Origin of the sequence: Cohnella sp. (assembly GCF_041641335.1) — a bacterium.
Classification (GTDB): domain Bacteria; phylum Bacillota; class Bacilli; order Paenibacillales; family Paenibacillaceae; genus Cohnella.
Genome location: NZ_JBEPYQ010000051.1, coordinates 1 through 24,328, shown reverse-complemented (window position 1 = coordinate 24,328; position 24,328 = coordinate 1). Strand labels below are relative to the sequence as shown.

General features: G+C 56.9%; 23 protein-coding genes and 1 pseudogene. 4 read left to right on the top strand and 20 right to left on the bottom strand.

The window, feature by feature from the left end:
• Nucleotides 1-7: 7 nt before the first annotated feature.
• The 13 genes from ACESLM_RS17130 to ACESLM_RS17070 all read right to left on the bottom strand — a co-directional run bounded on the left by ACESLM_RS17130 (nucleotide 8) and on the right by ACESLM_RS17070 (nucleotide 12,274).
• A complete protein-coding gene (locus ACESLM_RS17130) occupies nucleotides 8-1,105 on the bottom strand; it encodes a toxic anion resistance protein (protein ID WP_372632798.1) in 1,098 nt (365 codons plus the stop codon).
• 22 nt (nucleotides 1,106-1,127) lie between these two features.
• Nucleotides 1,128-1,880, bottom strand: a complete 753-nt coding sequence (locus ACESLM_RS17125; RefSeq protein ID WP_372632797.1) for a hypothetical protein — start codon at nucleotides 1,878-1,880, stop codon at nucleotides 1,128-1,130.
• Between the two features lie 118 nt (nucleotides 1,881-1,998).
• A complete protein-coding gene (locus ACESLM_RS17120) occupies nucleotides 1,999-3,021 on the bottom strand; it encodes an ATP-grasp domain-containing protein (RefSeq protein ID WP_372632796.1) in 1,023 nt (340 codons plus the stop codon).
• Complete coding sequence (locus tag ACESLM_RS17115; protein ID WP_372632795.1) at nucleotides 3,018-3,833, bottom strand: HAD family hydrolase; 816 nt, start codon at nucleotides 3,831-3,833, stop codon at nucleotides 3,018-3,020. The genes ACESLM_RS17120 and ACESLM_RS17115 overlap by 4 nt, the downstream gene beginning before the upstream one ends.
• Nucleotides 3,830-4,975: a cysteine protease StiP family protein gene (locus tag ACESLM_RS17110; RefSeq protein ID WP_372632794.1), complete on the bottom strand. Its 1,146-nt coding sequence runs from the start codon at nucleotides 4,973-4,975 to the stop codon at nucleotides 3,830-3,832. Before ACESLM_RS17110 ends, ACESLM_RS17115 begins: the two co-directional genes overlap by 4 nt.
• Nucleotides 4,972-6,336, bottom strand: a complete 1,365-nt coding sequence (locus tag ACESLM_RS17105; protein ID WP_372632793.1) for a phosphoribosyltransferase family protein — start codon at nucleotides 6,334-6,336, stop codon at nucleotides 4,972-4,974. Before ACESLM_RS17105 ends, ACESLM_RS17110 begins: the two co-directional genes overlap by 4 nt.
• Complete coding sequence (locus tag ACESLM_RS17100) at nucleotides 6,329-7,537, bottom strand: HpcH/HpaI aldolase/citrate lyase family protein (protein WP_372632792.1); 1,209 nt, start codon at nucleotides 7,535-7,537, stop codon at nucleotides 6,329-6,331. Before ACESLM_RS17100 ends, ACESLM_RS17105 begins: the two co-directional genes overlap by 8 nt.
• A 125-nt stretch (nucleotides 7,538-7,662) precedes the next feature.
• The gene (locus ACESLM_RS17095) at nucleotides 7,663-8,463 is read right to left on the bottom strand and encodes a TerC family protein (protein WP_372632791.1); all 801 of its coding nucleotides are present in this window, start codon (nucleotides 8,461-8,463) and stop codon (nucleotides 7,663-7,665) included.
• Nucleotides 8,464-8,509: 46 nt separating this feature from the next.
• Complete coding sequence (locus tag ACESLM_RS17090) at nucleotides 8,510-9,802, bottom strand: TerD family protein (RefSeq protein ID WP_372632790.1); 1,293 nt, start codon at nucleotides 9,800-9,802, stop codon at nucleotides 8,510-8,512.
• Nucleotides 9,803-9,823: 21 nt separating this feature from the next.
• Nucleotides 9,824-10,405 (bottom strand): TerD family protein, encoded by a 582-nt coding sequence (locus ACESLM_RS17085; RefSeq protein ID WP_094044155.1) that lies wholly within the window; start codon nucleotides 10,403-10,405, stop codon nucleotides 9,824-9,826.
• Between the two features lie 16 nt (nucleotides 10,406-10,421).
• Nucleotides 10,422-11,000, bottom strand: coding sequence for a TerD family protein (locus ACESLM_RS17080; RefSeq protein ID WP_094044157.1), 579 nt, complete (start codon nucleotides 10,998-11,000; stop codon nucleotides 10,422-10,424).
• 80 nt (nucleotides 11,001-11,080) lie between these two features.
• A complete protein-coding gene (locus ACESLM_RS17075) occupies nucleotides 11,081-11,656 on the bottom strand; it encodes a TerD family protein (RefSeq protein WP_372632789.1) in 576 nt (191 codons plus the stop codon).
• A 33-nt stretch (nucleotides 11,657-11,689) separates the two neighbouring features.
• Nucleotides 11,690-12,274 (bottom strand): TerD family protein, encoded by a 585-nt coding sequence (locus ACESLM_RS17070; RefSeq protein ID WP_372632788.1) that lies wholly within the window; start codon nucleotides 12,272-12,274, stop codon nucleotides 11,690-11,692.
• Between the two features lie 277 nt (nucleotides 12,275-12,551).
• Between ACESLM_RS17070 and ACESLM_RS17065 the strand changes: the two genes are divergently transcribed.
• From ACESLM_RS17065 to ACESLM_RS17055, 3 genes are read left to right on the top strand one after another with little or no spacing between them, the layout of a single operon-like run.
• Entirely contained in the window at nucleotides 12,552-13,040 is a 489-nt protein-coding gene (locus ACESLM_RS17065) for a DUF4358 domain-containing protein (RefSeq protein ID WP_372632787.1), read from the top strand.
• A gap of 6 nt (nucleotides 13,041-13,046) precedes the next feature.
• Complete coding sequence (locus ACESLM_RS17060) at nucleotides 13,047-14,450, top strand: MBOAT family O-acyltransferase (RefSeq protein WP_372632786.1); 1,404 nt, start codon at nucleotides 13,047-13,049, stop codon at nucleotides 14,448-14,450.
• 16 nt (nucleotides 14,451-14,466) lie between these two features.
• A complete protein-coding gene (locus ACESLM_RS17055) occupies nucleotides 14,467-15,606 on the top strand; it encodes a DHHW family protein (RefSeq protein WP_372632785.1) in 1,140 nt (379 codons plus the stop codon).
• Nucleotides 15,607-16,455: 849 nt separating this feature from the next.
• Here ACESLM_RS17055 and ACESLM_RS17050 read toward each other — a convergent pair.
• The 7 genes from ACESLM_RS17050 to ACESLM_RS17020 form a co-directional block, all read right to left on the bottom strand.
• Nucleotides 16,456-16,932 carry a C40 family peptidase gene (locus ACESLM_RS17050; RefSeq protein ID WP_094044170.1) on the bottom strand — a complete coding sequence of 159 codons (477 nt, stop codon included), beginning with the start codon at nucleotides 16,930-16,932 and terminating at the stop codon, nucleotides 16,456-16,458.
• 189 nt (nucleotides 16,933-17,121) lie between these two features.
• The gene (locus ACESLM_RS17045; RefSeq protein WP_372632784.1) at nucleotides 17,122-17,598 is read right to left on the bottom strand and encodes a DinB family protein; all 477 of its coding nucleotides are present in this window, start codon (nucleotides 17,596-17,598) and stop codon (nucleotides 17,122-17,124) included.
• Nucleotides 17,599-17,681: 83 nt separating this feature from the next.
• Nucleotides 17,682-18,755, bottom strand: a complete 1,074-nt coding sequence (locus ACESLM_RS17040) for a cation diffusion facilitator family transporter (RefSeq protein WP_372632783.1) — start codon at nucleotides 18,753-18,755, stop codon at nucleotides 17,682-17,684.
• Nucleotides 18,756-18,931: 176 nt separating this feature from the next.
• The gene (locus ACESLM_RS17035; RefSeq protein WP_372632782.1) at nucleotides 18,932-20,113 is read right to left on the bottom strand and encodes an asparaginase; all 1,182 of its coding nucleotides are present in this window, start codon (nucleotides 20,111-20,113) and stop codon (nucleotides 18,932-18,934) included.
• 275 nt (nucleotides 20,114-20,388) lie between these two features.
• On the bottom strand, nucleotides 20,389-21,276 hold the full coding sequence (locus ACESLM_RS17030) for an ROK family protein (protein ID WP_372632781.1): 888 nt from the start codon (nucleotides 21,274-21,276) through the stop codon (nucleotides 20,389-20,391).
• A gap of 30 nt (nucleotides 21,277-21,306) precedes the next feature.
• A complete protein-coding gene (gene thrC / locus ACESLM_RS17025) occupies nucleotides 21,307-22,710 on the bottom strand; it encodes a threonine synthase (protein ID WP_372632780.1) in 1,404 nt (467 codons plus the stop codon).
• Between the two features lie 96 nt (nucleotides 22,711-22,806).
• Nucleotides 22,807-23,754 (bottom strand): TRM11 family SAM-dependent methyltransferase, encoded by a 948-nt coding sequence (locus ACESLM_RS17020; RefSeq protein ID WP_372632779.1) that lies wholly within the window; start codon nucleotides 23,752-23,754, stop codon nucleotides 22,807-22,809.
• A gap of 348 nt (nucleotides 23,755-24,102) precedes the next feature.
• On the opposite strand from ACESLM_RS17020, the pseudogene ACESLM_RS17015 reads away from it, so the two are divergent.
• Nucleotides 24,103-24,328, top strand: a pseudogene (locus ACESLM_RS17015) (RNA-guided endonuclease InsQ/TnpB family protein); the annotation flags it as partial.

Here is a 24,328-nt window from a genome sequence, read left to right as displayed (position 1 = left end):
CTATGCATTAATCGAGCAAGCTGCCGATAGAAGGCTGCTGGATCGCCGCTTGCGGCGAAGAAGCGGCGCCCGGCTGCAAGCCGAGCCGTTGCCCCATCTGCTTGTTGATCTCCTGCAGACGGCTTGTCTGCTCCGTAGCGGAAGCGATAATCGTCCGGTTGGATTCCTCGCACCGGTTGATCGCCGAGGTGAGATCGTTCATCGCCTGGTTGATCTGCTCCATCGACATCGCCGATTTCGTCATCGCCTGAGTCGTCTTCTGCGTCGTCTCGTTGAGCATGCGCGCGTTCTCCGCGAATTGCTTGCCGAGCATGTCGTTCGTCGCGTTCACGGCGTCGATGACCTTCATCTGATCCTCGAGGGCGGTCGCGATCATCGCAGACACCGTGATCAGGTGCTGCGTCTTGTCGATCGTCGCGTCGACGGAATCGATCAGCTTGTCGTTGTTGTCGTTAATGATGTCCGAGCCGGCGATCGCCTGCTGGTACAGCATGATCATCTCCGTGAGCGCCTGGATGCGCGTCACGACCTTGCGCAGACCTTTCTCCAGCTGCGGCTTGCGGCTCTCGTTCTCCGGCTTGGCCAGTTCCTGCTCGAACAGCGTCTTCAACTGGTTGCCCAGCTCGATGCGCTGCTGGACGTTGTACATTTCCTGAATGCACATCTGCTTCAGGTTGCGCATGTGTACGACGTTCTCTTCCAGCGTGTCCTTTCCGTTGCGCAGAGCGGAGATGATCGCCTGAACGTTCGTCCGCACCGATTGGTACTTCATGATGTAGTTTTTCATCGGCGTTTTGCGAAGAATGCGTTGGAAAACGGACAGATCCTTCGAGCGATTCAGGTCGTCGACCTCGTTGCGAAGCTTCATGATGTTGCCGGCGATCTCCGAACGCTTGCCGCTGAGCAGATCGTTGAGGGGACGCTCCAGCAAAGTCAGGTTGGCCCCGGCTTTCTCCATCGTCTTCTGCCCCATGCGGCCGACTTCGTCCATCAGGGAATCGAGCTGGGCGGCATCCGCCGACGAGATGCGTTGAATCGTAGCTTGCGCTTCTTGCTGGACCCTTACGGCGTCCGAATCTTTAAGCAGAATGGCTGGCGTACTCATGCATAAGTCCTCCCATCGAATATTAGTTGCCTGCGCCGTAGCGCTGATGAATGAGCTCGGCCTTGTTTCTCAATTCCATAAGGTCCTTCTGCTCGATGAAGCTTGTATAGGTCGTAATCTGGTTGTCGATGTCCCGAATGCTGTTGAGCAGAAGCCTGCGGTTCTGCCGCTTCGCTTCTCCGCTCAAATGCAGGAAAGGCGTGATCGCCCCGTTCAGGTCCTTAAGCACGAGCCGCTTGATTTTGTGGTTGATGTCTCCGTTGTTGAAAGCGACCAATTGCGGAATGATGCGGTTCAACCGGACCAGAAGAGACAGCGTGCGCTGCACGATCTCGTTGTCGAGATTGTTCTTCTCCCCTTCGAGCAGCACCATGTCTTCGATCGTGCCGATGTATTCCATAATGGAATCCCACTCCGGACCGAGATCCGAAGCTCTTGGCTCCGGAGCGGCCTGCTGCGGCGCCGCAACTGCCGGATTCGCCGCCGGCTGCCCTCCCGGACGGCTGGCTCCTCCGAACGACTGAACGGCCGGCGGTATCCGCTGGGCCTGCTGCGGGTTGCCCCCCGCGGCCGCTGCGGCAGCCGCCGCGTTCGCCGCGTCCCGCTCGGCGGCCAGCTGGGCCACTTTGCGCTCGGCGTTGCGTATAACCGAAGCGAGCATCGTTCCCAGAATCGGAAAAACAAGCGCGATCGCGTCATGAACGAAAAAAGTCGAAATATAGCCTGCCGAATAACCGATGATGATGGACGCTAGTCCCCATTTCGAACGAAGCAAGTCCGCTACCTCCTGTCTATCCAACCGAATCCGACTGGCGTAAACGGTTAACCATGACTTTAGTTTATGGCTTTCGGCAGCGCTCGTCAATTTTTTATCGTAAGCCGACGGCCCGCCTCTATTTCATGAGGACGGGCAGCTCGAGATAGCTTGCCTTGACGCCAAAGCGAGGAACCGGCTGTTCGAAGGGCTGTCCGAGAATCGATTTTACCGCCAAATACGGCATGTTAACCCCGCTTAGACACGAGATGTACAATCCGCCGGACATGCGCGGATTGATCTCGAGCAGCTTCGGCACGCCCTCGTTGTATTTGACCTGGATGTTGTAGACGAACGGAATGCGGCAGCGCTTCGCCACCCGGGACGCGATCTCCAGCAGCTCCGGCTTGTCCTCCAGCAAGTAGATTCGCCCCGACGATTTGCGGCGAGGTATGGCTGCGATCAGGTTGCCCTCGGCGTCCGCCAGGCAGTCGATGCTGACTTCCTCGTCGGGCAGCAGCTCCATCACCATCAATTTCGGGAACCGCTCCACCGCCGACAGCGTCTTGTACGCCTCCTCGAACGGAACGGCCGCGCTCACCCAGCCGTACAGATCGTTCAGCTTATCCTGTTCGCTCCGCTCTCCCTCGATGATCCGGAAGCCCATGCCGCCCTCCGAGTTCGTCGGCTTGAAGCAGACGCGATGCCCGCTTGCGACCAGCTCCTCATATGCCGCCTTGAACTGCTCCGCCGTCTCGGCGACATCATATTCCGGCAGCGGCACGACGTCCGTCCCGGCCAGGCTTTCGTAGAACAGATCCTTCTCCATCAGACGCTCGAGCAGCTCGATATCGCGGCAGACCATCACCTTCGTGCCGATCTCGTCGAAGCGGCGCGCCTCCTTGGCGATGTCCAGCATATGGAGCCGCGGAATGAAGACGCCGATGTCGTTGCGACGGCAGAAATCGAGCGCGTAATCGACGTACTCGGGGCCGTCCAGCACCGGCTCCTGTTCCGCGTGGTCGCAGGCTTGCAGCGAAAGATGCCCCGGATCGGGATGAGTCCCGTAGAAAGTAAAGCGCTGGCCGTCCGGATTGTCGCGGATCATGCCGATATAATGATAGACCGAGGAGAACCAGCGGTTAAAATAAATGTTCGTCATCTCGTATGCCCCGCTTCCTTGCGGCAATTGGCCGCGGCTTCCAAAATGTCTTCCGACGCCAGAATGCCGGACCGGCCGGCAAACCGGATGCCCCGTTCGTCCTTGCCCGCGTAATTCCGGAACAGCTCGCCATGCCCCGGGGCCATCGCTTCGTCCGCGACACGCAGCATGCTTTCGTCCAGCAGGCTGTCGCCGGCCGCGAATACGAACGATGCGCCTGCCAGCTCCTTCACGTAACGGACGGCTGCGCCCTTGCTCACCGGATCGGGCACCAGGTACACTTTGCGCCCCTGCAGCGAGCAATTCCAGCCCATACGCGCCAGTTCTCCCGCCAGCTCTTCCATCCAGCCGCCCGGAATCTCTTCCCTGTTCACGACAACCGCATAGAACAGCTCGTCGCAGTACCGCTCCTTCAGCACCCAGCTCGCGTCCGCCAGCCGGTCGAACAAAGCCTTCGCTTCTTCGCCCGAAGCGGCCCCGGAACGAACGGCTTGCCGGATCATGCCGTCCCACTGCGCGTCCGTCCGGCCGTCGACCAGCACCCGGCCTCCGTTGCTGACGATCGCGTAGCGGATGCGAATATCGCCCGTCAATCCGTGTATTCTCTCGTATTGCTCGTAAATTCTCGTCGTCGTCGGCACGAAGTCGATCTCCCGGCTCAGCTCCCGAAGCCGCGCGTAGGCGGTACGGGTCATGAAGCTCAAATCCTCGCCCTCGTACTTCTCGACGGGAACGAGCTCGCTCTCCTCCATCGGCCCCATCGAGCGGCGAGAGTAAATCAGCGTCTGATCCAGATCGCAGGCGAATATCAAGCGGATTCCCCCTTAAGCGGCTTAATGATGCCGCAGCACGAATAAGTCAGACCGGGATATTCCTCGACCGGGACGCCGCGATCCGCCGCCAGCAGCAAAATCGGAGCGAGATTCGGATTGCCCGCGTCGTCCACGAGAATTTTCCAAGGCACCCGGCGCAGCAGCACGCGGGTCGTCTCCCCGACTCCGGGCTTCACCAGGTTGACGTCGGCGATGCCGAAATCCCTCTGGATGCCGCGAATGTCCCGTTCCCCCTGCCAAGTGACCGGGTCGCCGGTCTGCGCGAGCAGCCGCTCGGCTTTCGCTTTGGCCGCTTCCCGGACCGATTCGAAATGCGCTTCGATCGTGTCGACGTATTCGTTGGACAGATCGTCTTCCGCCAGCTCGCGATAATATTTCGCTCCGTGGAAATCCTCCGGCCCGATCAGATCGTCGCGCAGAACGGTTCGACTCACGAGGCCCGACACCGTCGAATTCAGGCAAGCGCTCGGAATGAGAAAGTCTTCCCGAGTGCCGAACGTCGCGGAGCAGCAGCCGGGATCGGCCAGAACGGCCAGATCGTCGCTTAGACGAACGCCGAAGCGTTCATAGAAGCTGTCGCAAGCCTCGATCAGCACTTTGCGGATGGCGCCCTTGCCGGTCCAGCCGTCGACGAACTGAATATTCCCCTCCGGATGGCGGCGCAGCATGTACTTCAAGGCGTTCTCGTCGATTCCTTTGCCCCGGATGATCGAGATGCTGTAGTGAGGAACGTCGAGCCCGTGGAACGTGTGCAAATAGCGTTTGATCAGCACGCCGATCGGCGTGCCCGCCCGCGCCAGAGACGCGAGCACGACGTTCGCTCCGCGCTTGGCAACGATCTGCTCCGATACGGCGGCGACCGCCTCCGCCACCTTGCCCGCGGTGGCGAGCAGCGTCTCGCGGTACAGCCGGATATAGTCGTCCGACGGCCGGTACTCGATCGGCAGCATCTCCGAATAATGCGTCCCGGATTGGATCGCCTCTTCCCGATCTTCCGTGCCGCGCTCCAGCTCGACCGAGCTTAAATCCTTCAATAAAAATACGACGTCCCACGGCTTATAGCTGCCCATAGGGGACGGTTGAGCGACATGGCCTTCGTGTACGGACAGAAGCTGCTTCATTCCCCGTCCCTCCGATCGTCTGATGCGCCGAACGAAACCAGGTGAACGACGGGTACGCCAAGCCGGGACAAAGCCCGCTCGAACGACGCGCCCCGCTTCGGATCGTACTCCCGTTCGACGAAGACGAACGCTTCGTCATACTGTCCGGGCTCGACATTGTAAATAAAGTTGGCGACTTCCTCTCCGTCTACCGAATCGTAACGATAAGCGGAGGATACCGCATAGCCCTCCCGGCGCAGCGGGTGGATCGGGCTTCTCGTCGTCGACTGGCTGTGCACGCCGTCGCCCATTCGCTCGGCGATCCGCATCGGAACGTACATGAATTCCCCCGTTCCGAGACACAGCGTCCGGCTGCCCGTTCTATGCGCGGCCAGTTGTTCCGCCGCTCCGGCGACGGAGCGGTCCAGCGCTTCCCCGTCGGCCGCGCTCATGCCGAATCTGCCGGTATGCAGCAGATAGGAGCCAAGCTGCGGCGAACGCGCCCTGTCTTCCGGAGAAGATCCGGCATGCTCGAATAATGGGGAGAGATCGTGGCGGCGTATACGGAAATCCGGCAGCGGCTCGAAAGCATCGTGAGCTTCCTTCGCCCCTTCCTCAAGCGGACTCCCCTTCACCTCGATCTCCCCTTCGATCAATGCCAGGCAGCGAATCCGGATGCCCAGCTCGCGCTCCAGCTCCGCGAAGCGTTCGCGATCCGCGACGGATCGCCAATCGAGCAGACTGGCCACCGCGAAGTCGCGATGACCGAAAGCCGCGTGCAGCTCGCGGATAATGTTGAGCGCCGTCTTCCCCGTCGTAATCTCGTCGTCGACGAGCACGATGCGGGACGCCTCGCGGAAAACGGACGAATCGCGAACGTAGCACCGGTGCGCGACCGCGTGCGAATGCTCCTCTTCGAAGCGGATCGGCGGGACGAGCCCTTCGATCTCCTCGCGCGTCGTATGCACGAACGTCACGTTGCCTTCGAACGCGTCGAACAGACTATGTCCAAGCGCGGTCGCCGTCTCCGCGAAGCCGATGAACAGCGTCGGCTCTTCGATGCGGATTTTGCGCGCCATCAGCTCCCGGTATCCTTCATCCGCCTCTCTTCTGCTCGCGAACATGCCCCGCAAGCGATCCGCTTCCAGCGGAGAAGGGCGCTTCCACGCCTCTTCCGCGTACAGGCGGCCCAGCAGCGCTCCCGCCCCCAGCGACGCCGAAGGAACGACCGGAATATGCTTGCCCAGCAGCCTGCTGACGAACAGAAACCCGCGCTTCTTGTTAATGCGCGCCGCCATGCCGAACAGTTGGTCAAGCTCGATCCCGTACGGATTAGACGTCACGACGACTTCGACTTCCAATCCGTCGATAATGCTATACAAGCGCCCCCGCCGGCTCGAGGTCGGCGAGCAGGCTGGTGAAGTTATGTTTTTCATGCAGCACCCCGAAAATCTTTGATCGATTCATAATCCGGTTGGACCAGTTCAAATGCGGCTTGATCTCGTTCATCTTGTTGGCGTACTGGCTCTTCATGACGCCATAATCGCCCTGGCTGTTCGCGATGATGCTCGCCGCGTCGCTGTATTCCTCGTGAGTGACGACGTACATCGCCTGCACCGGCTGAAGATGCGTCGGATGAATGATCGTCTTGCCGATGATGCCGTTCTCCTTGTCGTAAGCCACTTCGCGAATCAGGCCGTCCACGGACCTGTCCAGATAGGACATGCGCAGCTTCAGCCCGTCTTTGCCCATCGCCTCCTGGAACGGCGTCATCCGAAGCTGCGGCTTCAGCACGCGGTCGCTTCTGAAATACTCCCATACCGGTCCGGAAATCACGAAGCCGTCTTCCTGCCGCCCGAACACGTTGATAATGTCCGTCACGCAATCGCGGATGACGCCGATGTCGTAGATCGTCATGTCGGGATTGCGCCGCAATCCGAAAATGCTGGAGAAGTCGGTCGCTCCGATTCTCACGTTAAGCACGTACGGACTGTATCGCTTCAGCAGAGCCTGAATGTCGAGCAGCGCGGACGACCGGCTTTCCCGGTAGATCACTTCCGCCGTCTCGAGAATCGGCATTCCGTACAGCGTCGGCGCATTCGGCCCGGCGCTTCCGTTGTACTCCTCCAACAGCCGGAAGTAAGCTTCGCCGATGACGGGCGAGAACTTCGGAAAAGCGAATCCCGTCACCAGGTACAGCCGTTCCTCCAGCAGCGACAACAGCCGCCGCATCTGCTCCGCCGAGCGAACCCGCACGAAGATGAGCGGAAGAGCCGATGACTCGATAAAGCCTTCGATCACGAAGCGATGCAGCTTATCCAACGTCTCGTACAGATTTCTCTCGGCAAAGTCGACTTGGCTGTCCGCTACCGCGTCCTCCAGGTCGATGACCAAGGACACTAACCCCTTAATTTTCCCGCTTACGACGTCATCCGCGATTCGGGGACGAATCGCGGGCATATACAAGGCGGCGCCCACCGCATAAGCCAAAGTTTCCTTGTCGTCGCGATTGCTGAACTCCGACGGGAGTTGAAGAAATAAATCTTGTTCCTGCTCCGGGGTCAGATAGTCGAAATAGCGCAAGGACCTCACCCTCCTAACCTCTAAATCTCTAATCCTTCAAAATACTTCCAAATCTCTCCTTAAAAAATATCCCCCACGCTCACATGAGGGATATTTCCAAGGGAATGCGACTGCAATCGGTTCGATTAGGACTTGGCGGAAGATTTGGCTGCTTCGGCTTTTCTCCTGATGGCACTGAGGACCATCGTACCGATAAAAATGGCAATCAGCACGGAGAAGAACACGGCATGCGACACATGGAATCCGAAAGCTCCGGCGATCATCTTCGTTCCGATGACGACAATCAGGATAAACGCCGCTTTTTCCAACTCCGGGAACTTCTCGATCAGTTTCAAGAACACTTGGGCAACTCCACGCATCATCAGCACGCCGAGAATACCGCCCAGGAACAGTACCCATACTTCTTCGCTGACTCCGAATGCGGCCAGAACGCTGTCGATGCTGAAGGCGATATCCATCATCTCGACGGCGAGTACCGTACGCCAGAAGCCCATTCCTTTGTTTTCAATCTCGTGCTCGTCCTCGTCCGGTTTCTTGCCGATATACGGAATGAGCGGCACTCCGCCCACGCGCGCCAGCTTGAATTGGAGATCGAACAAGTTGCTTAACGCAATCCAGAGCAAGTATAGACCCCCGGCGACCTTAATCCAGGTAATCTTGACGAGATACGTCCCGATCCCGATCGCCAGGAAGCGGAAGACGTACGCGCCGACAATTCCGTAGAACAACGCCTTCCTTTGCTGCTCTTTGGGAAGATGGCGAACCATAACCGCGAGTACGAGCGCGTTGTCCGCGGACAACAAGCCCTCGAGAACGATCAGCGTACCGATAATTCCCCAAGTCGATGGCATCGACAGCACTTCGCCGATATGCTGCCAATCGAAGAAGGTAGCGAAGTTGTCAATAAAGCTTTGCAAAAAATCCATGATGGCCCTCCTGCCGGTTCTAGCTCCGTTAATCTAATCGATTGATTTACTTGCTTCCTCTTGTCCAGCGCAATCCCCAATTGTACGCGACGTCCAGCTTCTGCTGATCGTCGAAAAACTGCACGAGCCTCTCGACGCTGAACGTCTGGTCGTTCACGTTGCGAATCATGGCGATGGCGCACAAGCCCTTGCTGTTGTTGTACTCGTCCATCCGCACGATGATATCCGGTCCGCCGGGATACTTGACGGTAACGACGCCGTCCGCTTGGGACCAGTTCGTCACGCCCGAATAGATAAAGGCGAAGATGACGATCCGTTCGATCTCCGCGACCTTGGCCCCGTTGATCCGCAAGTTCTCCCCGCCTTCGAGCGCGCCCGTCCGATCGTCTCCGTCAAGCGCCACGTAAGGCGGCCGTTGGAAATCTCCGAAGGCGTTGCCCAGCGCTTGAACGCCGCCCTTCGTGCCGTCTTTCAGCTCGAAGAGACAGCCGAGATCCAGGTCGATGCCGGACGCCGCCTTGAAGAAGCCGCCGCCGGACTTCTTGCGATTCCAGTTCAGATTCACGAGAATCTCGCCGAGCGTTCCGGATTTCTTCTCCAGGTTAATGACGTCGCCTTTCTTCTTCAGCTCGATCTTGTCCAGCCGAATCGACGGAGCCGCCGGAGGCGGCGAGGACTGAACAGGCGGAACGGACGGAGAAGGAGAAGCTTGTCCAACCGGAGGCTTGGCCGCCTCGGGTTTCGGCGTCGGAGGCGGAGCCGCCGGCGGTTCTTCCCGAACGACGATGCCGAAGCTGCCGCATAGAGCGGCGAGGCCGCCCGAGTAGCCCGATCCGACCGCGTTGAACTTCCATTCGCCGTTGTATCTATATAATTCTCCCACGACGATCGCCGTTTCGACGGGAAATTGATTGCCAAGCTCATATCGGAGCAGCTCGTTGCCCGTCGCTTCGTCGATGATCCGCAAGTAAGCGTCCTTGACGAGAGAGAAGTTTTGCCGGCGGGCATCCCCTTCGTAAATCGTCAGCGTGAACGGAATCCGTTCCAGCTCCTGCGGGACGCTTCTCAGGTCGATGCTCACCTGCTCTTGATCCGTCTGGGCGCCGTAGCCCTTCTTGTCCTGCCCGAGAATTCGAATCGAGCCTCCGGCTCCATTGGGATTCGAATAGAAGATCAAATCCTGGTCCGAACGCACCTTGCCGCTTGCCTGCAATGCGAAAACCGAAAAATCCAATTCTACGCCGGCGCTGGCTCCCCAGCCCATCCCGACGACGACTCGCGAGATCGGAGTGTTCTTGGTAACGTCTGCTTTCTGGCCTTTAATGATCTTCAGAGACATGCGCTGCGAATCCTCCGTTGTCTACTTGGCATCCAAGCCGTAGTTGTTGGCGAGTGCGGCCAAGCCTCCGGAGAAGCCCGATCCGACCGCTTGGAATTTCCAGTCCGCACCGTGGCGATACAGCTCGCACACGACGACGGCCGTCTCGACGGAGAAGTCTTCTCCCAAGTCGTAGCGAAGAATTTCGCTTCCCGTCTGCTCGTCCACCAGCCGCACGAACGCGTTCGAAACCTGGCCGAAATTCTGATGGCGGCGTTCGGCGTCGTGGATCGTTACGGTAATGCCGATGCGATGGACATGGTCCGGTATTTTGGTGAAATCCAGCTTGATCTGCTCGTCGTCGCCTTCACCCTGACCGTCGCGGTTGTCGCCGGTATGGATAACGGCTCCGCCGTAAGCGGACAAGTTATTGTAAAAGACGAAGTCCTCGATGCCGTTCGCCTTGCCGTTGGCGTGAAGCAGGAACGCCGAAGCGTCCAGGTCGAAGTCGTCTCCGCCCGTGTACTTGTTCGTATCCCAGCCCAAGCCGATAATCGCTTTTTTCAGACCCGGGTTCGTCTTCGTCAGATCGATTCTTTGTCCTTTGGACAAGCTGATGGTCATCTGGAATCCTCCTCCCTTATACTTGTACTCCGAAGTCCCGGCACAAGCCGGCCAGCCCGTCGCGATATCCGCTGCCGACGGCGCTGAATTTCCATTCGCTGCCGTGCCGGTAAAGCTCGGCCACGACGACGGCGGTCTCGATCGAGAAATCTTCTCCGAGATCGTAACGGATCAGTTCTTCGTTCGTCGCCTCGTTCAAGACGCGGGCGAAGGAGTTCGCCACCTGGCCGAAGTTCTGATTGCGCGCCGCCGCATCGTGAATCGTGATGCAGAAGGAAATCTTCTGGATGTCCGCCGGCACCTGCCCGAGATCGATGACGAGCGATTCGTCGTCCCCGTCTCCTTCTCCGGTCTGATTGTCTCCCGACAATTGGATGGAGCCGTTCGGGTTGGTCTTGTTGTTGTAGAAAATAAAGTCGCTGTCCGAGTTTACCTTGCCGGAGCCGTTCAGGCAGAATGCCGAAGCGTCAAGATCGAACGCGCTGCCTCCGTCGTACTTGTTCGTATCCCAGCCCAGTCCGATTTTGACCTTGGTCAATCCCGGATTGTTTTTCGTCAAGTCGACTTTCTGGCCCTTGGACAAATTAACCGCCATTTCCGCCATGCCTCCTCGTTAATTGGAAAGGGACCGCGATCCGATTGAACAGCGGTCCCCAAAACCGGGGTACTACGGTCTTACATCAATCCGAAATCTTTAACCAAGCCGGCCAAGCCGTCTTTGTATCCGCTGCCGACCGCGTTGAATTTCCATTCGCCGCTGTGACGGTAGAGCTCGCCTACGACGACCGCAGTCTCGACCGAGAAGTCTTCGCCCAGATCGTAGCGGATCAGCTCCGCTCCCGTGTCTTCGTTCACGATGCGAACGAACGCGTTCGTGACTTGTCCGAAGTTTTGGCCTCTCTCGGCCGCTTCGTGGATCGTGATGCAGAAAGAGATTTTTTCCACTTCCGCAGGAACGGTCGACAGGTTGATTTTGACTTGCTCGTCGTCGCCGTCGCCTTCGCCCGTCAGGTTGTCGCCCGTGTGCTCGACCGCGCCGTTGGTGCTCTTCAGGTTGTTATAGAAGATGAAGTCTTTCTCGGATCCGGCTTTGCCGGCGCCGTTCAGCAGGAATACGGAAGCGTCGAGGTCGAAATCCTTGCCGCCGTCGTATTTGTTCGTGTCCCAGCCGAGACCGACCAGTACTTTCGTAAGACCAGGGTTTGTTTTCGTCAGATCGATTTTTTGACCTTTGGATAAGCTGATAGACATGTGAGATGACCTCTTTTCTTGGATTTGGATTGATTATTGATAATTTCTTGCCAACAAGTCGACGTGCGCGGCGAAAGAGCCTTCGCCGATCGCGTTAAACTTCCACTCCCCGCCGTGGCGGTAAATTTCGCCGACGACCAACGCCGTCTTGCCTGCGTAGTTGTCGGTCAGATTAAATCGGATGAGCTCCTGCTCGTTGGCTTGGTTCAGCACGCGAATGTAGGCCGAGGAGACCAATCCGAAATCTTGCTTACGGTTGACGCAGTCATAGATGTTCACAACGAAAAGAATTTTGTGAACGTGGGACGGAACGCGCGCGAGATCGACGGTAATTTGCTCGTCGTCGCCGTCGCCTTCGCCCGTCCGGTTGTCGCCGGAATGAACGACCGAACCGTCGATGCTCTTCAGATTGTAGAAGCACACGAGGTGCTTGTCGCGAAGCTTGCCGTTCTCGTCGAGCAGCAGCGCGGAAGCGTCGCAATCGATGTCCACCGTTCTTGAACCGAAGAACCCTTTCTTCTTGACCGGATCCCAACCGAGGCCTACCGTAATTTTGCTTAATCCGGCGTTGCCCTTCGTGAGATCGACTTTCTGTCCTTTCACAAGCGAAATCGTCATGTCTAGCAAGGTCTCCCTTCAAACTCAATTCGGCTGATTGCGCCGGGACCGGATTCTATGAATCTCTCATCCCTCGACTACCTACATTTACGATGTACCGCCAAAAAGGTTTCAACCTAGTCAATTATAAACCAAATAATAACGCGTTTCGATAATCGGAACCTTAAATTCCCGTAAAATCTGGGAAATAAGTCGCAGATGTAACCTTTTTCGCGCCGGTTGCGTCAGAGGCTGTGTCGAATTCGCAAAACTACCAACACGACGAGGAGAAGTCACCATGACTAAAAGAATAACGCTGCTGCTGATGACCGTACTGATCGGGCTGGCTCTTGCCGCCTGCTCCAATAACAACAAGCCCGCCCTGCCCGAAGCCTCGGCCCCGCCCAAGCAAATGGCGGACGAGATGCTGCAGCGGATCGAACAGCCGATGCTGGTCGAACTGGAAAGCGCGATGGTGGAGCAGCTGTACCATCTGGACCCAGCGCTGCTCGAAGACTATACGATCCGCACTCCTATGATGAACGTGAAGACGAACGAGATCGCCATTCTGAAAGTGAAGGACGCCAAGGACGTCGCCGCCGTGGAGGCGGCCGTCAAGCAGCGCGCCGCGGACGTTCAGAAGCAATTCGAGACGTACCTTCAGGACCAATACGAGAACGCCAAAAATTACAAGCTCGTCGTAAAAGGGAATTACGTGCTGTTCGTCATCTCGGAGAGCGCGGACGATTTCGTCAACGCATTCGACGGCTTCTTCGCGAAGAAGTAACCGGCGATGGTATTCAGCAGTCTCCTTTTCCTGTTTCTGTTTCTGCCGGTCGTCCTGCTGCTGTACTACTGCTCCCCGTGGAGAATCCGCAATCTGGTGCTGTTTCTGACGAGCCTTGTGTTCTACGCATGGGGCGAGCCGGTCTACATCGTCCTCATGCTTGTGTCCACTCTGACGGACTACGGCTTCGGACGTCTTCTGGACGGTCCGAAGCTCGGGCCCGCGAAGCGGAAAGCGGTCGTGGCCGCGTCGATCGCCGTCAATCTGGCTCTGCTGTCTTACTTCAAGTACGCCGACTTCTTGATCGGCAACCTGAACGGTTGGCTCGGCACGGACATTCCGCTTACCGAACTGGCGCTCCCGATCGGCATCTCGTTCTATACGTTCCAGTCGATGTCCTACATCGTGGACATCTACCGGGGGACGGCGAAGGCGCAGCGGAACTGGATCGACTTCGCCACCTTCGTGGCGCTGTTCCCCCAATTGGTCGCCGGGCCGATCGTGCACTACAAGGCGGTGTCCGAACAGCTCCGCAGCCGCAAGGTGGACGCCGCGATGTTCGCGGAAGGCGTGCGCCGCTTCGTGACCGGGCTGGCCAAGAAGGTGCTCCTCGCGAACAATATTGGGCTGCTCTGGCATACGATCTCTGCCGCCGACGCCGGCACGCTGCCCGTGATGACGGCATGGCTGGGCATTATCGCCTTCGCCTTCCAAATTTATTTCGACTTCAGCGGCTATTCGGACATGGCGATCGGACTCGGCCTGATGTTCGGCTTTCGGTTCAACGAGAACTTCAACAAGCCTTATGCCGCCCAGAGCATCACCGATTTCTGGCGCCGTTGGCACATCTCGCTGAGCACCTGGTTCCGGGACTACGTCTACATTCCGCTCGGCGGCAACCGCAAGGGACCGAGCAACCAGCTGCGCAACATCCTGATCGTCTGGACGCTGACCGGCATCTGGCACGGCGCGAGCTGGAACTTCCTGCTCTGGGGGCTGTACTTCGGCGTCATTCTCATTTTCGAGAAATGGATCGGCCTGTCGCTGCTGGAACGCTCGCCCCGGTGGGTTCGCCATCTGTATGCCGCGCTGCTCATTCTCGTCGGCTGGGTATTGTTCGCGTTCGAAGATCTGCCGGAAGTCGGCCGATATTTGGCCGCGATGTTCGGCCTGGCCGGCCAGCCTCTATGGAACGGCGAAACGATGTACTTCGCCTACACGAACGCTATTCTGCTGGCCGTGCTGACGGTTGCCGCCCTTCCCTACGGCAAGCTGCGGCGACTGGCGGCGGACGGTCTGGGCGGAACCGGGGACGCGCTGCGCATGGTCGGGTGCGGCGCTCTGTTCCTGCTGTCGGTGTCTTATTTGGTGGATGCGACCTTCAACCCGTTTTTGTATTTTCGTTTTTGATAGGAGGTTAAGAACTATGAAGCGGATCACGGACCGACTGCTCGTCGGGTCGTTCGCCGGCACGCTGTTCCTCCTGTCCGCAGCTTTCCTGGCTCTGCCGACCGAACGGTTCTCGGAGCTGGAAAACCGCTATTTGCAGCAAATGCCCCGACTCACCTGGGACAATCTGATTTCCAAGAAATTCGCGGACGAGACCGAACGCTTCGTCACGGATCATTTTCCGCTCAGGGCGGACTGGATCGGGGTGAAGTCGGCGGCGGAGCGATTAAGGCTGCAGCAGGAAAACAACAGCATTTACCTGGGCAAGGACGGGTACTTGTTGGAGAAGTTCGCCGAGCCCGATTACAATAAGATCAATGCCTACGCCGAAGCGGTGAAACGGTTTGCCGCGAAGCATCCGGAAGCGGACGTCCTCTTCCTGCTCGCCCCGACCTCGGTCGGGATGTACCCGGAGCGCCTGCCCTGGAAAGCGCCCAACTATCCGCAGGAGAAAGTTAACGCCCGCGTGGGCTCGGTTCTCGGGGACAGCGTCGATTATTTGAACGGCTTTGACTTCCTGCGTCCGCACTCCTCCCAGCCACTCTACTACCGGACGGACCATCACTGGACGACGCTCGGCGCGTACTACGCCTATACCGCCTACGCCGCGACGATGGGCTGGACGGCCGCTGCGCTGGACGAGTTCGAGGTCGAGAACGTCAGCGACTCGTTTCTCGGCAGCTTCCATACGCGAGGGCAGTTCGGCGGCTTGAATCCGGACATCGTTCAGGCGTTCCGGCCGAAGCAGCCCGTCGGCTCGGAGATGTACGTCGCGGACACGGATAAGACTTATAAGAGCTTGTACGCGCAAGAGTTCCTGGCGAAAAAGGATAAGTACTCGTATTTCCTCGGCGGAGTCCACGCATTGTCCGTCATTAAGAGCGATTCCGGGGACGCCGATCTGGGCAAGCTGCTCGTCGTGAAGGATTCCTACGCCCATAGCTTTGTCCCTTTCTTGACCAAACATGTATCCGAAATTCACGTCATCGACATCCGCTTCTACAATGGCAGCATCGGCGATTATATGGAAGAGAGCGGGATCGAGAAAGCTCTGATGCTGTTCAACACGGCAACTTTCGTCGATAACGGCGAAATTCTGAAGCTCGGCAGCAAGTGACGATCAAACGATTGGGCAAGCACAGACAGCCGATCAACCTGAATGGCAAATTCGCAGCGCTTATCCGCAACATTTTCGGCCCAGATTCCGTCAGTAGTACCGTACGTTATTCAAACATCGAGAATCGCAATTCCGATAAGAACAACAACGTACCGCCTAGCGCCACGAGTTCGGCATCCGCGAGTGCTGTTCCTCATCTCGGAGAGCACCGACGATCTGAAGAAGGCGTTTAAGGGCTCGTTCAAATAGGGAGTTAATCGAAAGTGTCGTACGTAGAAGAGCTTTTCGTCACGGTCTCGTCTAACCAGGGTGCCAATATGCGATTCTTTCGAGCAACGCCCTCCGTTCGTGCGCGATCCGGAAGACAATAACCGATTCTTTAGAACATCGCCCTCCGTTCGTGCGCGATCCGGAAGACGATAACCGATTCTTTAGAACATCGCCCTCCGTTCGTGCGCGATCCGGGAGACGATAACCGATTGTTTAGAACATCGCCCTCCGTTCGTGCGCGATCCGGGAGACGATAACCGATTGTTTAGAACATCGCCCTCCGTTCGTGCGCGATCCGGGAGACGATAACCGATTCTTTAGAACATCGCCCTCCGTTCGTGCGCGATCCGGGAGACGATAACCGATTGTTTAGAACATCGCCCTCCGTTCGTGCGCGATCCGGGAGACGATAACCGATTGTTTAGAACATCGCCCTCCGTTCGTGCGCGATTCGGGAGACGATAACCGATTCTTTAGAACAATGTCCTTCGTCCGCCTGCAAAAGCCCATCCATTTATATGAAAATGTACAAAAAAACCATCCCGCGAAAGCGAAAGGGATGGTTTATCATTTTGACGATTAGAGCACGCGGCGAGCCGTTACGTAGGCTTTCGTCCAATAGCTCGTATTCATGCTGGAGACGGTTACTCCCTGGCTGCTGCTGGCGTGGAGCATTTTGCCTTCTCCGGCGTAGATGGCGACGTGGCTGATTCCGCTTCCTCCCGTTTTGAAAAACAGAAGATCGCCGACGCTCAAGTACGCTTTGTCGACCTTCTCGCCTACCGAAGCTTGAGCGGACGAAGTCCGGGGCAGGGAAATTCCGGCTTGTTCGAACACGTACTGAACGTAAGAGGAGCAATCGAATGCGGCGGTCGAGCCGGCCGTGGCTCCGAATTTGTATGGCGTACCGATATAGTCTTTGCCGAAGGACAGCAAGTTTAATGACTCGGGCGTAGCCGCGCTCGCTTGGGAAGAAGTTCCGATCGCCGTCCCGAACAATCCCGTTACCGCCAAGCCGCACGCAAGCACCCATTTTATCGCAAGTTTGTTTTTCATGTTTAAGTAAATCCTCCCGGGCATCTCTGGTTGCATCGAACCGTCGTTGTCGGGATTTACTATAACATATCCGTTTTTTCCGATATTTTTCCAAAAAGAAAAGAATAGCCGTTATCCGGGGGATTTTAAGCTTTTCTTAAAAAACGGTTAGAAAACGTTAATTTTGTTACAACTGCTCTGCAAAGGAGTTTATACCCCGCTTAATCCCCTTCGAATCAGGTTCGCGCTGACCGGCGGTTTGCCGAGCTCGCGCGCCCAGACCGAAAGCTGTCCGATATGGTGAATTTCATGGGCCAGCGCATGTCTCATGACTTCTCCCCAAGCGAGATTCCGGATCGTACCGTCCCTCGCGCGATCGACGTATATCCGGTTTTCCAAGCTTTCGTCCCATGATTCGATGAACGGCCGAACGTCGCCCCGGAACGATTCGTCCAGCTTCCGAACCTTCTCCAAACTGCGATATTCGTCAAATTCGCCCTGAAAATCCGGGTATCCTTGAATTTCGCGAATCCAGCTCCACTCTACGTCGATGATATGGAACAGCGTGCGCAGAATTCCTCCGACGCCTCCCGTTCGCGCCTTCAAGAGCTCCTCCTCTGGAACCTCCCCGCACCATGCGTACCATTCCTCCCGGACTTGCCAATTGTATCGGAACAGCATTTTCAATGCGAAGCCCTCCTCCATTCTGCGGTCGATGTCCTTACTCTAACGCTGTGCGGCCGACAGAGCAAGGCCGTATTTGGCTTCAACTAAACCTTCAGCTCCATATGCCGGATCTCCGACGTCTCGATCTGGATCGTGGAGTGCTGGATTTTGAACTTCTCCTCGATCGTCCGAATGGCCTGCTGCAAAATGCTTTGCTGATCCGAGGCATCCTCGACAAGCAGATGGCAGCTTAACGATTCCATTCCCGAAGTAATCGTCCAGATGTGCAGATCGTGGACGTCGAGAACGCCCGGGATACCGGTTAGCGCCGATTTGACCGCGCCTTGGTCGATCGTCGCCGGGGTTCCCTCCATTAGAATGTGGACGGTGTGCTTGATGACGCTCCAGGCGCTTCTCAAAATGAGCAGCGAGACGAGCACGCTGATGATCGGATCCGCGACGTACCAGCCGAAGGCGAGCATGACGATCCCGGCGACGATAGCGCCGACGGAGCCCAGAGCGTCTCCGAGCACGTGCAGGTAGGCGCTTCTAAGGTTCAGGTTGTTCTTGACGTCTCCTTTGCGCATTAACGCTAGCGCGCTGAGCAGGTTGGCGACGAGTCCGACGGAGGCGATCAACAGCATCGACAGGCTCGACACTTCGGGAGGAGCGAAGAAACGTTCGTAGGCTTCCCACATAATGAACCCGGCGATGACGAACAAGGTTACGCCGTTGAACAACGCGGCCAATATTTCGAACCGGTAGAAACCGTATGTCTTATTCGGAGATGCCGGTCTGGCTGCGAACCAAAAAGCGATTAGGCTCAGCGCCAGAGCGCTGGCGTCGCTCAGCATATGGCCGGAATCCGAGAGCAGCGCAAGGCTGTTCGTGACGAGACCGCCGACAAACTCCAACACCATGATGCCCGCGGTGATGATGAGCGCGATGGTTAAGCCTTTTTTATTCCCGTCGCGGTTGCCGTCGAAGTGGTGATGGTGGCCTCCGATGCCGTGATGATGGCCGTGATCGTGATGATGGCGGTGGCCATGATCGTGCGGGTGTTGGTCAAGATTAGGATCGTGTTCGTGGTCATCATGATTATGATCGTGATCGTGATCGTGACCAGCATGCTTATGATTGTGGCCATCTTGATTGTGATCGTGCGTGCGTTTGGACATGTTCCATCCCTCATCCCATAACATATGAATATTTGCTCATATATTATAATGTTGCAGAAAGAAACAATTGTCAATAGGCTTCCCGACGACAGCGCGATCTATTTAGACGCGAAAAGAGCCCCGAATGCCGCTTCGCAGCGGAATTCGAGACCCCTTCCCGAGAGTCGGAATATGGGTTAGGACGCTAGCTTGGAGCCGTCGATGTCCTGCGTGCCCACTCCTTCGAACCATCCTTTGATGGTCTCGAAATCGTCGGAGAACGCCAGCGCAAGAATAAGCAGAATGCGGGCGTGCTGGGCGTTCAGGCTGTCGCCGGCGATAATTCCTTCGCTGCCGCCGTAGATCGTGCCCGAACCCGTGCGAGTCGTCGTGACGAAGATAACGCCTTTGCCGATCGCTTCTTTACGAGCTTCGCCCATCAGGGACGAAATGCCTCCGGCACCCGTGCCGGCAGTGACGATGCCCTTGGCTCCGTCGGCGACCAAGCCGCGTATCGCGCCTCCGCTCATCTCTTGCCCGTTGTAGGCGATGCCTACGATCGGCAAATCCTTCTTGGCGATTTTCTTCAGGTCGAACGGCGTTTTCCAGTCTTCTTTGCCTGCTTTCAACGCCCGTGCCGGAGCGCGGTAGATGCGAATTTCTTCATCGATGTATCCCAGCGCGCCCATGATCGGCGTCTGGAACGTATCCATGCGATGGGCGTTCGATTTCGTGACGTCGCGTACCGCATGAATCATGTCGTTGAGCATCAGGACGGTTCCGAACCAGGTCGTCTTCCCGCTTCCCGCCAGCTTGATCGCGTTATACAGGTTGGCCGGACCGTCCGTACCGATGACATCCCAAGGCCGCATCGCCCCCGTGATGACGACCGGCTTCTCGCTCTGTACCGTCAGATCGAGGAAATACCCGATCTCCTCCATCGTGTCCGTTCCCGTCGTGACGACAACTCCGTCGTAAAGCTTCAGAGCCTGGTCCACGACCAGTGACAGATCGTACAGATCGGCGATGGCGTAACCGCCGGAGCCTTTGTTGCCGAACTGGTAGACCGAGACGTCGGCGATTTTGTTTTTGTCCGGAAGCTGCTTCACCAGATCTTCCATCAGGAACGTTCCTGCTCTGTAATTCTGGAAGCTTGTTTCGTCGGCCGCTTTGCCGGCCAGCGTACCGCCCGTAGCAATAACCATGACGTTAGGAAGAGGAGAAGATTTGAAGGCGAAAGGGACAGGAGGAATTTTAACCTCGGAAGATGCCGAAGCAGCCGGCGCATCGGCGGCGAAGGCGGCATTCATGCCCGTTACGAGAAGCACCAGAGCCAGAAGCGAGACCGAGATTTTGCGAAATACGGATGAAGAAGACATGTTTGTAACCTCCTATGTAAGATTAATTCTTTGTTGATAATCAAATCATAAGTTTATGTCAGATTTTATTACAAACCCTTAATCCTCGTATTAAAGCGAATTCATCACTTCTTCTCTTGAATTCTCTACCCCCTTCTCTTTACTTCGCCGTTTTTCTTTTTCAATAATGTAAGTTAATATTACATTTAAATGACATAAAACATCGAGTATTCACTTCTACACATAAAAAATAGAGGCCAACCCTCGCGGGTTGACCTCTAACGTCCCCAAATTTTCTACTTCCGCGACTCTTCGAACGCACGAAGACCAAGAGCGATCGAGCCGCACAGGCCGGCGTTGTCGCCAAGACCCGGTGGCACGATATATTGGTCGATACCGCCAGGCTCAAGAGCAGGCGAAGCGACGTAGCCCTTCAGCCCGCTGCGAACCTGCTCGCGAATGAGCGGGAACAGCTGAAGCTGGTGCATGACGCCGCCGCCGAGAATGATTTTCTTCGGGGACAGCAGCAAAATCGCGCTCACGAGCGCCTGCCCGATATAGAACGCCTCCATCTCCCACGCCGGGTGATCCGCGGGCAGCTCGCTGCCTTTCACCTTCCACCTGGCTTCGAGAGCCGGCCCCGCGGCCATGCCTTCCAAACAATCGCCGTGGTACGGGCATTTGCCTTCGTACGTATCGTCGGGATGCCGTCTCGTCAGCACGTGGCCGCCTTCCGGGTGCACGAGCCCGTGCACCATGTTGCCTTCGGCATAGACGCCGACGCCGACGCCCGTGCCGATCGTGTAATACAAGCAGCTGTTCAATCCTTTGGCTGCGCCCCAAGTCGCCTCGCCGAGCGCCGCCGCGTTCACGTCCGTATCCCAGCCGATCGGGACGTTGAGCACCTTCTTCAGCTCCGGCAGCATCGGATAGTTCGACCATCCCGGCTTCGGGGTCGTCGTCACATAACCATACTGAGCGCTTTCGCGGTCGATATTGATCGGTCCGAACGACCCGATGCCGATCGCCTCCACCTGCTTGTCCCGGAAATACGCCTCTACTTGCGCCAGCGTCTTCTCCGGTTGTTCCGTCGGAAAGCTGATCCGATCGAGAACTTCCCCTTTTTCATTGCCGATTCCGCACACGAACTTCGTTCCGCCCGCTTCTACCGCTCCGATAAGCAATCCATTTTCCCCCGTTTCGTTGTTGTCGATCTAGCCGTCCACTCGATAAAAGTCCACCAACAGCGCCGCGACCGCCTCTTCCGAATTGTCGACGTCGACTTGCCGCTGCGGCTTGTCGAACAGCTCGGAGATCCGCTCCGGGAATTCCTGCTCGATACCGATCAGCTTGATCGCCTCGTCGAACTTCGCCGGATGCGCCGTCGCCAGCGAGACGAAGACGCCGTCGCTCTTGTTGCCCGCGCGCTCGTATGCCGCCACGCCACAAGCCGAATGAGGGTCCAGCAAATAGCCGCGCTCTTCCTTATACTTGCGGATCGTCTCCAGACACTCCTCGTTGGACACGCTGTAGGCCGACAGATCGCGCTGAATGCGCGCGACTTCTTCCGCAGTAAAGGTAAGCTGGCCTTCCGCTTTGAACCGATCCATCCGGGCCGTGACCTCTGCCGAGTCTTCGCCGAGGAAGTAGTACAGGTAACGCTCGAAATTGCTCGCGATCTGAATGTCCATCGACGGGCTGTGCGTGCTGCGGAAGCCTTCCGGCTTATACACGCCTTCGCGGATGAACCGCTCCAGAATGTTGTTTTCGTTCGTCGCCAGCACGAGCTGTTTGATCGGAACACCCATTTTCTTGGCCAGATAGCCGGAGAAAATGTTGCCGAAGTTGCCCGTCGGCACACTGACGTTGACGCCGTTCGCCCGAGCCTCTGCCGGCAGCTTCAAGTAAGCGTAGAAATAGTACACCGCCTGCGCCAAAATGCGCACGAAGTTAATCGAGTTGATCGCCCGAAGGTGATACTTGGTCTTAAACGAGACGTCGGCGAACAGATCCTTGATAATGCGCTGGCAATCGTCGAAATTGCCTTCCACGGACAGGTTCAGCACGTTGTCGTCCTGCACCGTCGTCATTTGCAGCTCCTGCACCCGGCTGACTTTGCCGTTCGGGTGCAGAATGCAGATCTGAATGCCTTCCTTGCCGCGAACGCTGCTGATCGCCGAAGCTCCCGTATCGCCCGAGGTCGCGCCGAGAATGTTGATCACTTCGCCGCGCTTCTTCGCCACGTAAGCGTACAGATTGCCCATCAACTGCAAGGCAACGTCCTTGAACGCGAATGTCGGCCCGTGGAACAGCTCCATAACGCTCAGCTCGTCGTTGATTTTCGTCAGCGGCAGCACGTCGGGGCTCGTAAAACCGGCGTAGCTGTCTTCGATCAGCTTGCGCAGGTCCTCGTCCGGAATTTCTCCGTTCGTATATAATGAAAAGACGTTAAACATCACTTCCTGGAAGGACAAGCCCGACCAAGCTTGCAGTTGCTCTTCCGCAATGGCCGGAATCGTCTCGGGAACGATCAGCCCCCCGTCTTCGCCCAGTCCCATCAGGAACATATCGATAAAGCCGATCGGCGCGACCTTCCCTCTCGTGCTTATATACTTCATATTCGGTTTTCTCTCCTTGACGCCAAGATGGCCTAGCCTAATATTCTTCATCCATTGTGGACGAAAGCGGACATAATTTCAATAAGATGTTCGCTGTTATTCGCAGACGAGCACTTGCCGGGAAAATCGGTTGCCCTTATTCACCGCACAACGGTCTCGTATCTCGAACCCGGCCTCCCGGATGAACGAATCCATCTCCTCGATCGTCACGACGACGGCTCTGGAAGCGAAGCGTCTGGCGCTGCGCATCATCTCCGTCTTCTCGGAGTCGGAGAGAACGGAACACAGATTGTAAGGCATATCGATGATCGCGACATCGTAACGTTCCTCGACCTCCCTCATATCGCCGAGCGTTACGGAAGACGGAGAACCGTAGCCGTAATAAGCCAGATTTTCCCGCGCTCCGAGAACGGCCAGAGGATTGACGTCCCTTCCGACGATGTCGACGCCCAGCGACATCGCCTCCAGCAGCACCGTTCCGATGCCGCAGCACGGATCGATCGCGCGTACGCCTGCCCTGCGAGGCACGGCGATATTAACGATCGAACGGGCGACGCGGTTGCTTAACGCCGTTGAATATTGACGGGGTTGATCGCGGTGCTTCATCCAATCCGTATTCCCCCGCTCCAGTTCCCCGAACAGCCAACGGCCGCCGAAACGGGCGAAGCCGAATTCCAGCTCCGGACTACGCATTTCCGCCCGGCCGCGAATTCGAAATCCGACCTCCCGTTCCAACTCGCGCTTAAGGGTATAATCGAAGCGCCCTTGCTCTTCCGGGTCGTCGTTATCGATCGCCGACACCTTGAACGTCCGCCCGTCCAGCTCCACGCCCGCGCCCGCCAATTCGGCCAATTCCGCCAGTTCGTCGCTCTCGAGCAGGACTCGAATTCGATTTTTAATGAAAGGGCTGCGACCGGGCTCGACCTCTTCCCGGCTCCCGATCAGATTATACCGGCCATCCGCTCCCAGCAAACAACGCATCTCGAGCAAGCATAAGCCGCGCTCTTCTTCGGTGGAAGCCATCGCATACAGGTAGTCCGCCAACTTCTATCCTCGTCCTTTTCCAATATCGTCATCTTCTATTGTAAAACGAATTTCCTCTCCACGCCAAAATACGAGACAACATCGTCACAATCCCCGTTAGAATCTTCCGGCAAAAAGGACTACGATAAGAGCAGCAAACAAGCCGAACCGTTATGGAGGAATGTCCGCATGTCCTATCTATCAAAATCGCCAAGAGGACGCCCGCTTCAAGCCAAGAAGGAGCTAAGTGGGTGGTGAATCGGCAACTGCTGCGAATTGCCTTCCAAGGGCCTATGTATTTCATTCATATTAGGGTAAAATGGAGTGAGATACGGGAACATATGTGCGTGGGTTGAAGGAGGTGAGATCATGGCAGAAACCACCTACAAAACGTTTCAGATCTGGATCAAGCCAAGCCACCGCTTATTCTCCTACCTCGAGCAAAGGTGTCAGGAAGCCAAGCATTTGTATAATACCACGAACTTTTATATCCGGCAGGTGTTTACCTCGTTCCGGCAGGACAAGCCGCTTCAACCTCTGCAGCTGGAAGTGCTGAACACCCTGCAACAATACATCGGACCCATGAATGAAAGTC

Bases quoted from the DNA above. Each gene is read 5' to 3' on its own strand.
- ACESLM_RS17130 (WP_372632798.1), bottom strand. From the start codon at position 1,105: ATGAGTACGCCAGCCATTCTGCTTAAAGATTCGGACGCCGTAAGGGTC.
- ACESLM_RS17120 (WP_372632796.1), bottom strand. From the start codon at position 3,021: ATGACGAACATTTATTTTAACCGCTGGTTCTCCTCGGTCTATCATTAT.
- ACESLM_RS17110 (WP_372632794.1), bottom strand. From the start codon at position 4,975: ATGAAGCAGCTTCTGTCCGTACACGAAGGCCATGTCGCTCAACCGTCC.
- ACESLM_RS17095 (WP_372632791.1), bottom strand. From the start codon at position 8,463: ATGGATTTTTTGCAAAGCTTTATTGACAACTTCGCTACCTTCTTCGAT.
- ACESLM_RS17090 (WP_372632790.1), bottom strand. From the start codon at position 9,802: ATGTCTCTGAAGATCATTAAAGGCCAGAAAGCAGACGTTACCAAGAAC.
- ACESLM_RS17085 (WP_094044155.1), bottom strand. From the start codon at position 10,405: ATGACCATCAGCTTGTCCAAAGGACAAAGAATCGATCTGACGAAGACG.
- ACESLM_RS17080 (WP_094044157.1), bottom strand. From the start codon at position 11,000: ATGGCGGTTAATTTGTCCAAGGGCCAGAAAGTCGACTTGACGAAAAAC.
- ACESLM_RS17075 (WP_372632789.1), bottom strand. From the start codon at position 11,656: ATGTCTATCAGCTTATCCAAAGGTCAAAAAATCGATCTGACGAAAACA.
- ACESLM_RS17070 (WP_372632788.1), bottom strand. From the start codon at position 12,274: ATGACGATTTCGCTTGTGAAAGGACAGAAAGTCGATCTCACGAAGGGC.
- ACESLM_RS17065 (WP_372632787.1), top strand. From the start codon at position 12,552: ATGACTAAAAGAATAACGCTGCTGCTGATGACCGTACTGATCGGGCTG.
- ACESLM_RS17060 (WP_372632786.1), top strand. From the start codon at position 13,047: ATGGTATTCAGCAGTCTCCTTTTCCTGTTTCTGTTTCTGCCGGTCGTC.
- ACESLM_RS17055 (WP_372632785.1), top strand. From the start codon at position 14,467: ATGAAGCGGATCACGGACCGACTGCTCGTCGGGTCGTTCGCCGGCACG.
- ACESLM_RS17050 (WP_094044170.1), bottom strand. From the start codon at position 16,932: ATGAAAAACAAACTTGCGATAAAATGGGTGCTTGCGTGCGGCTTGGCG.
- ACESLM_RS17040 (WP_372632783.1), bottom strand. From the start codon at position 18,755: ATGTCCAAACGCACGCACGATCACAATCAAGATGGCCACAATCATAAG.
- ACESLM_RS17035 (WP_372632782.1), bottom strand. From the start codon at position 20,113: ATGTCTTCTTCATCCGTATTTCGCAAAATCTCGGTCTCGCTTCTGGCT.
- thrC (WP_372632780.1), bottom strand. From the start codon at position 22,710: ATGAAGTATATAAGCACGAGAGGGAAGGTCGCGCCGATCGGCTTTATC.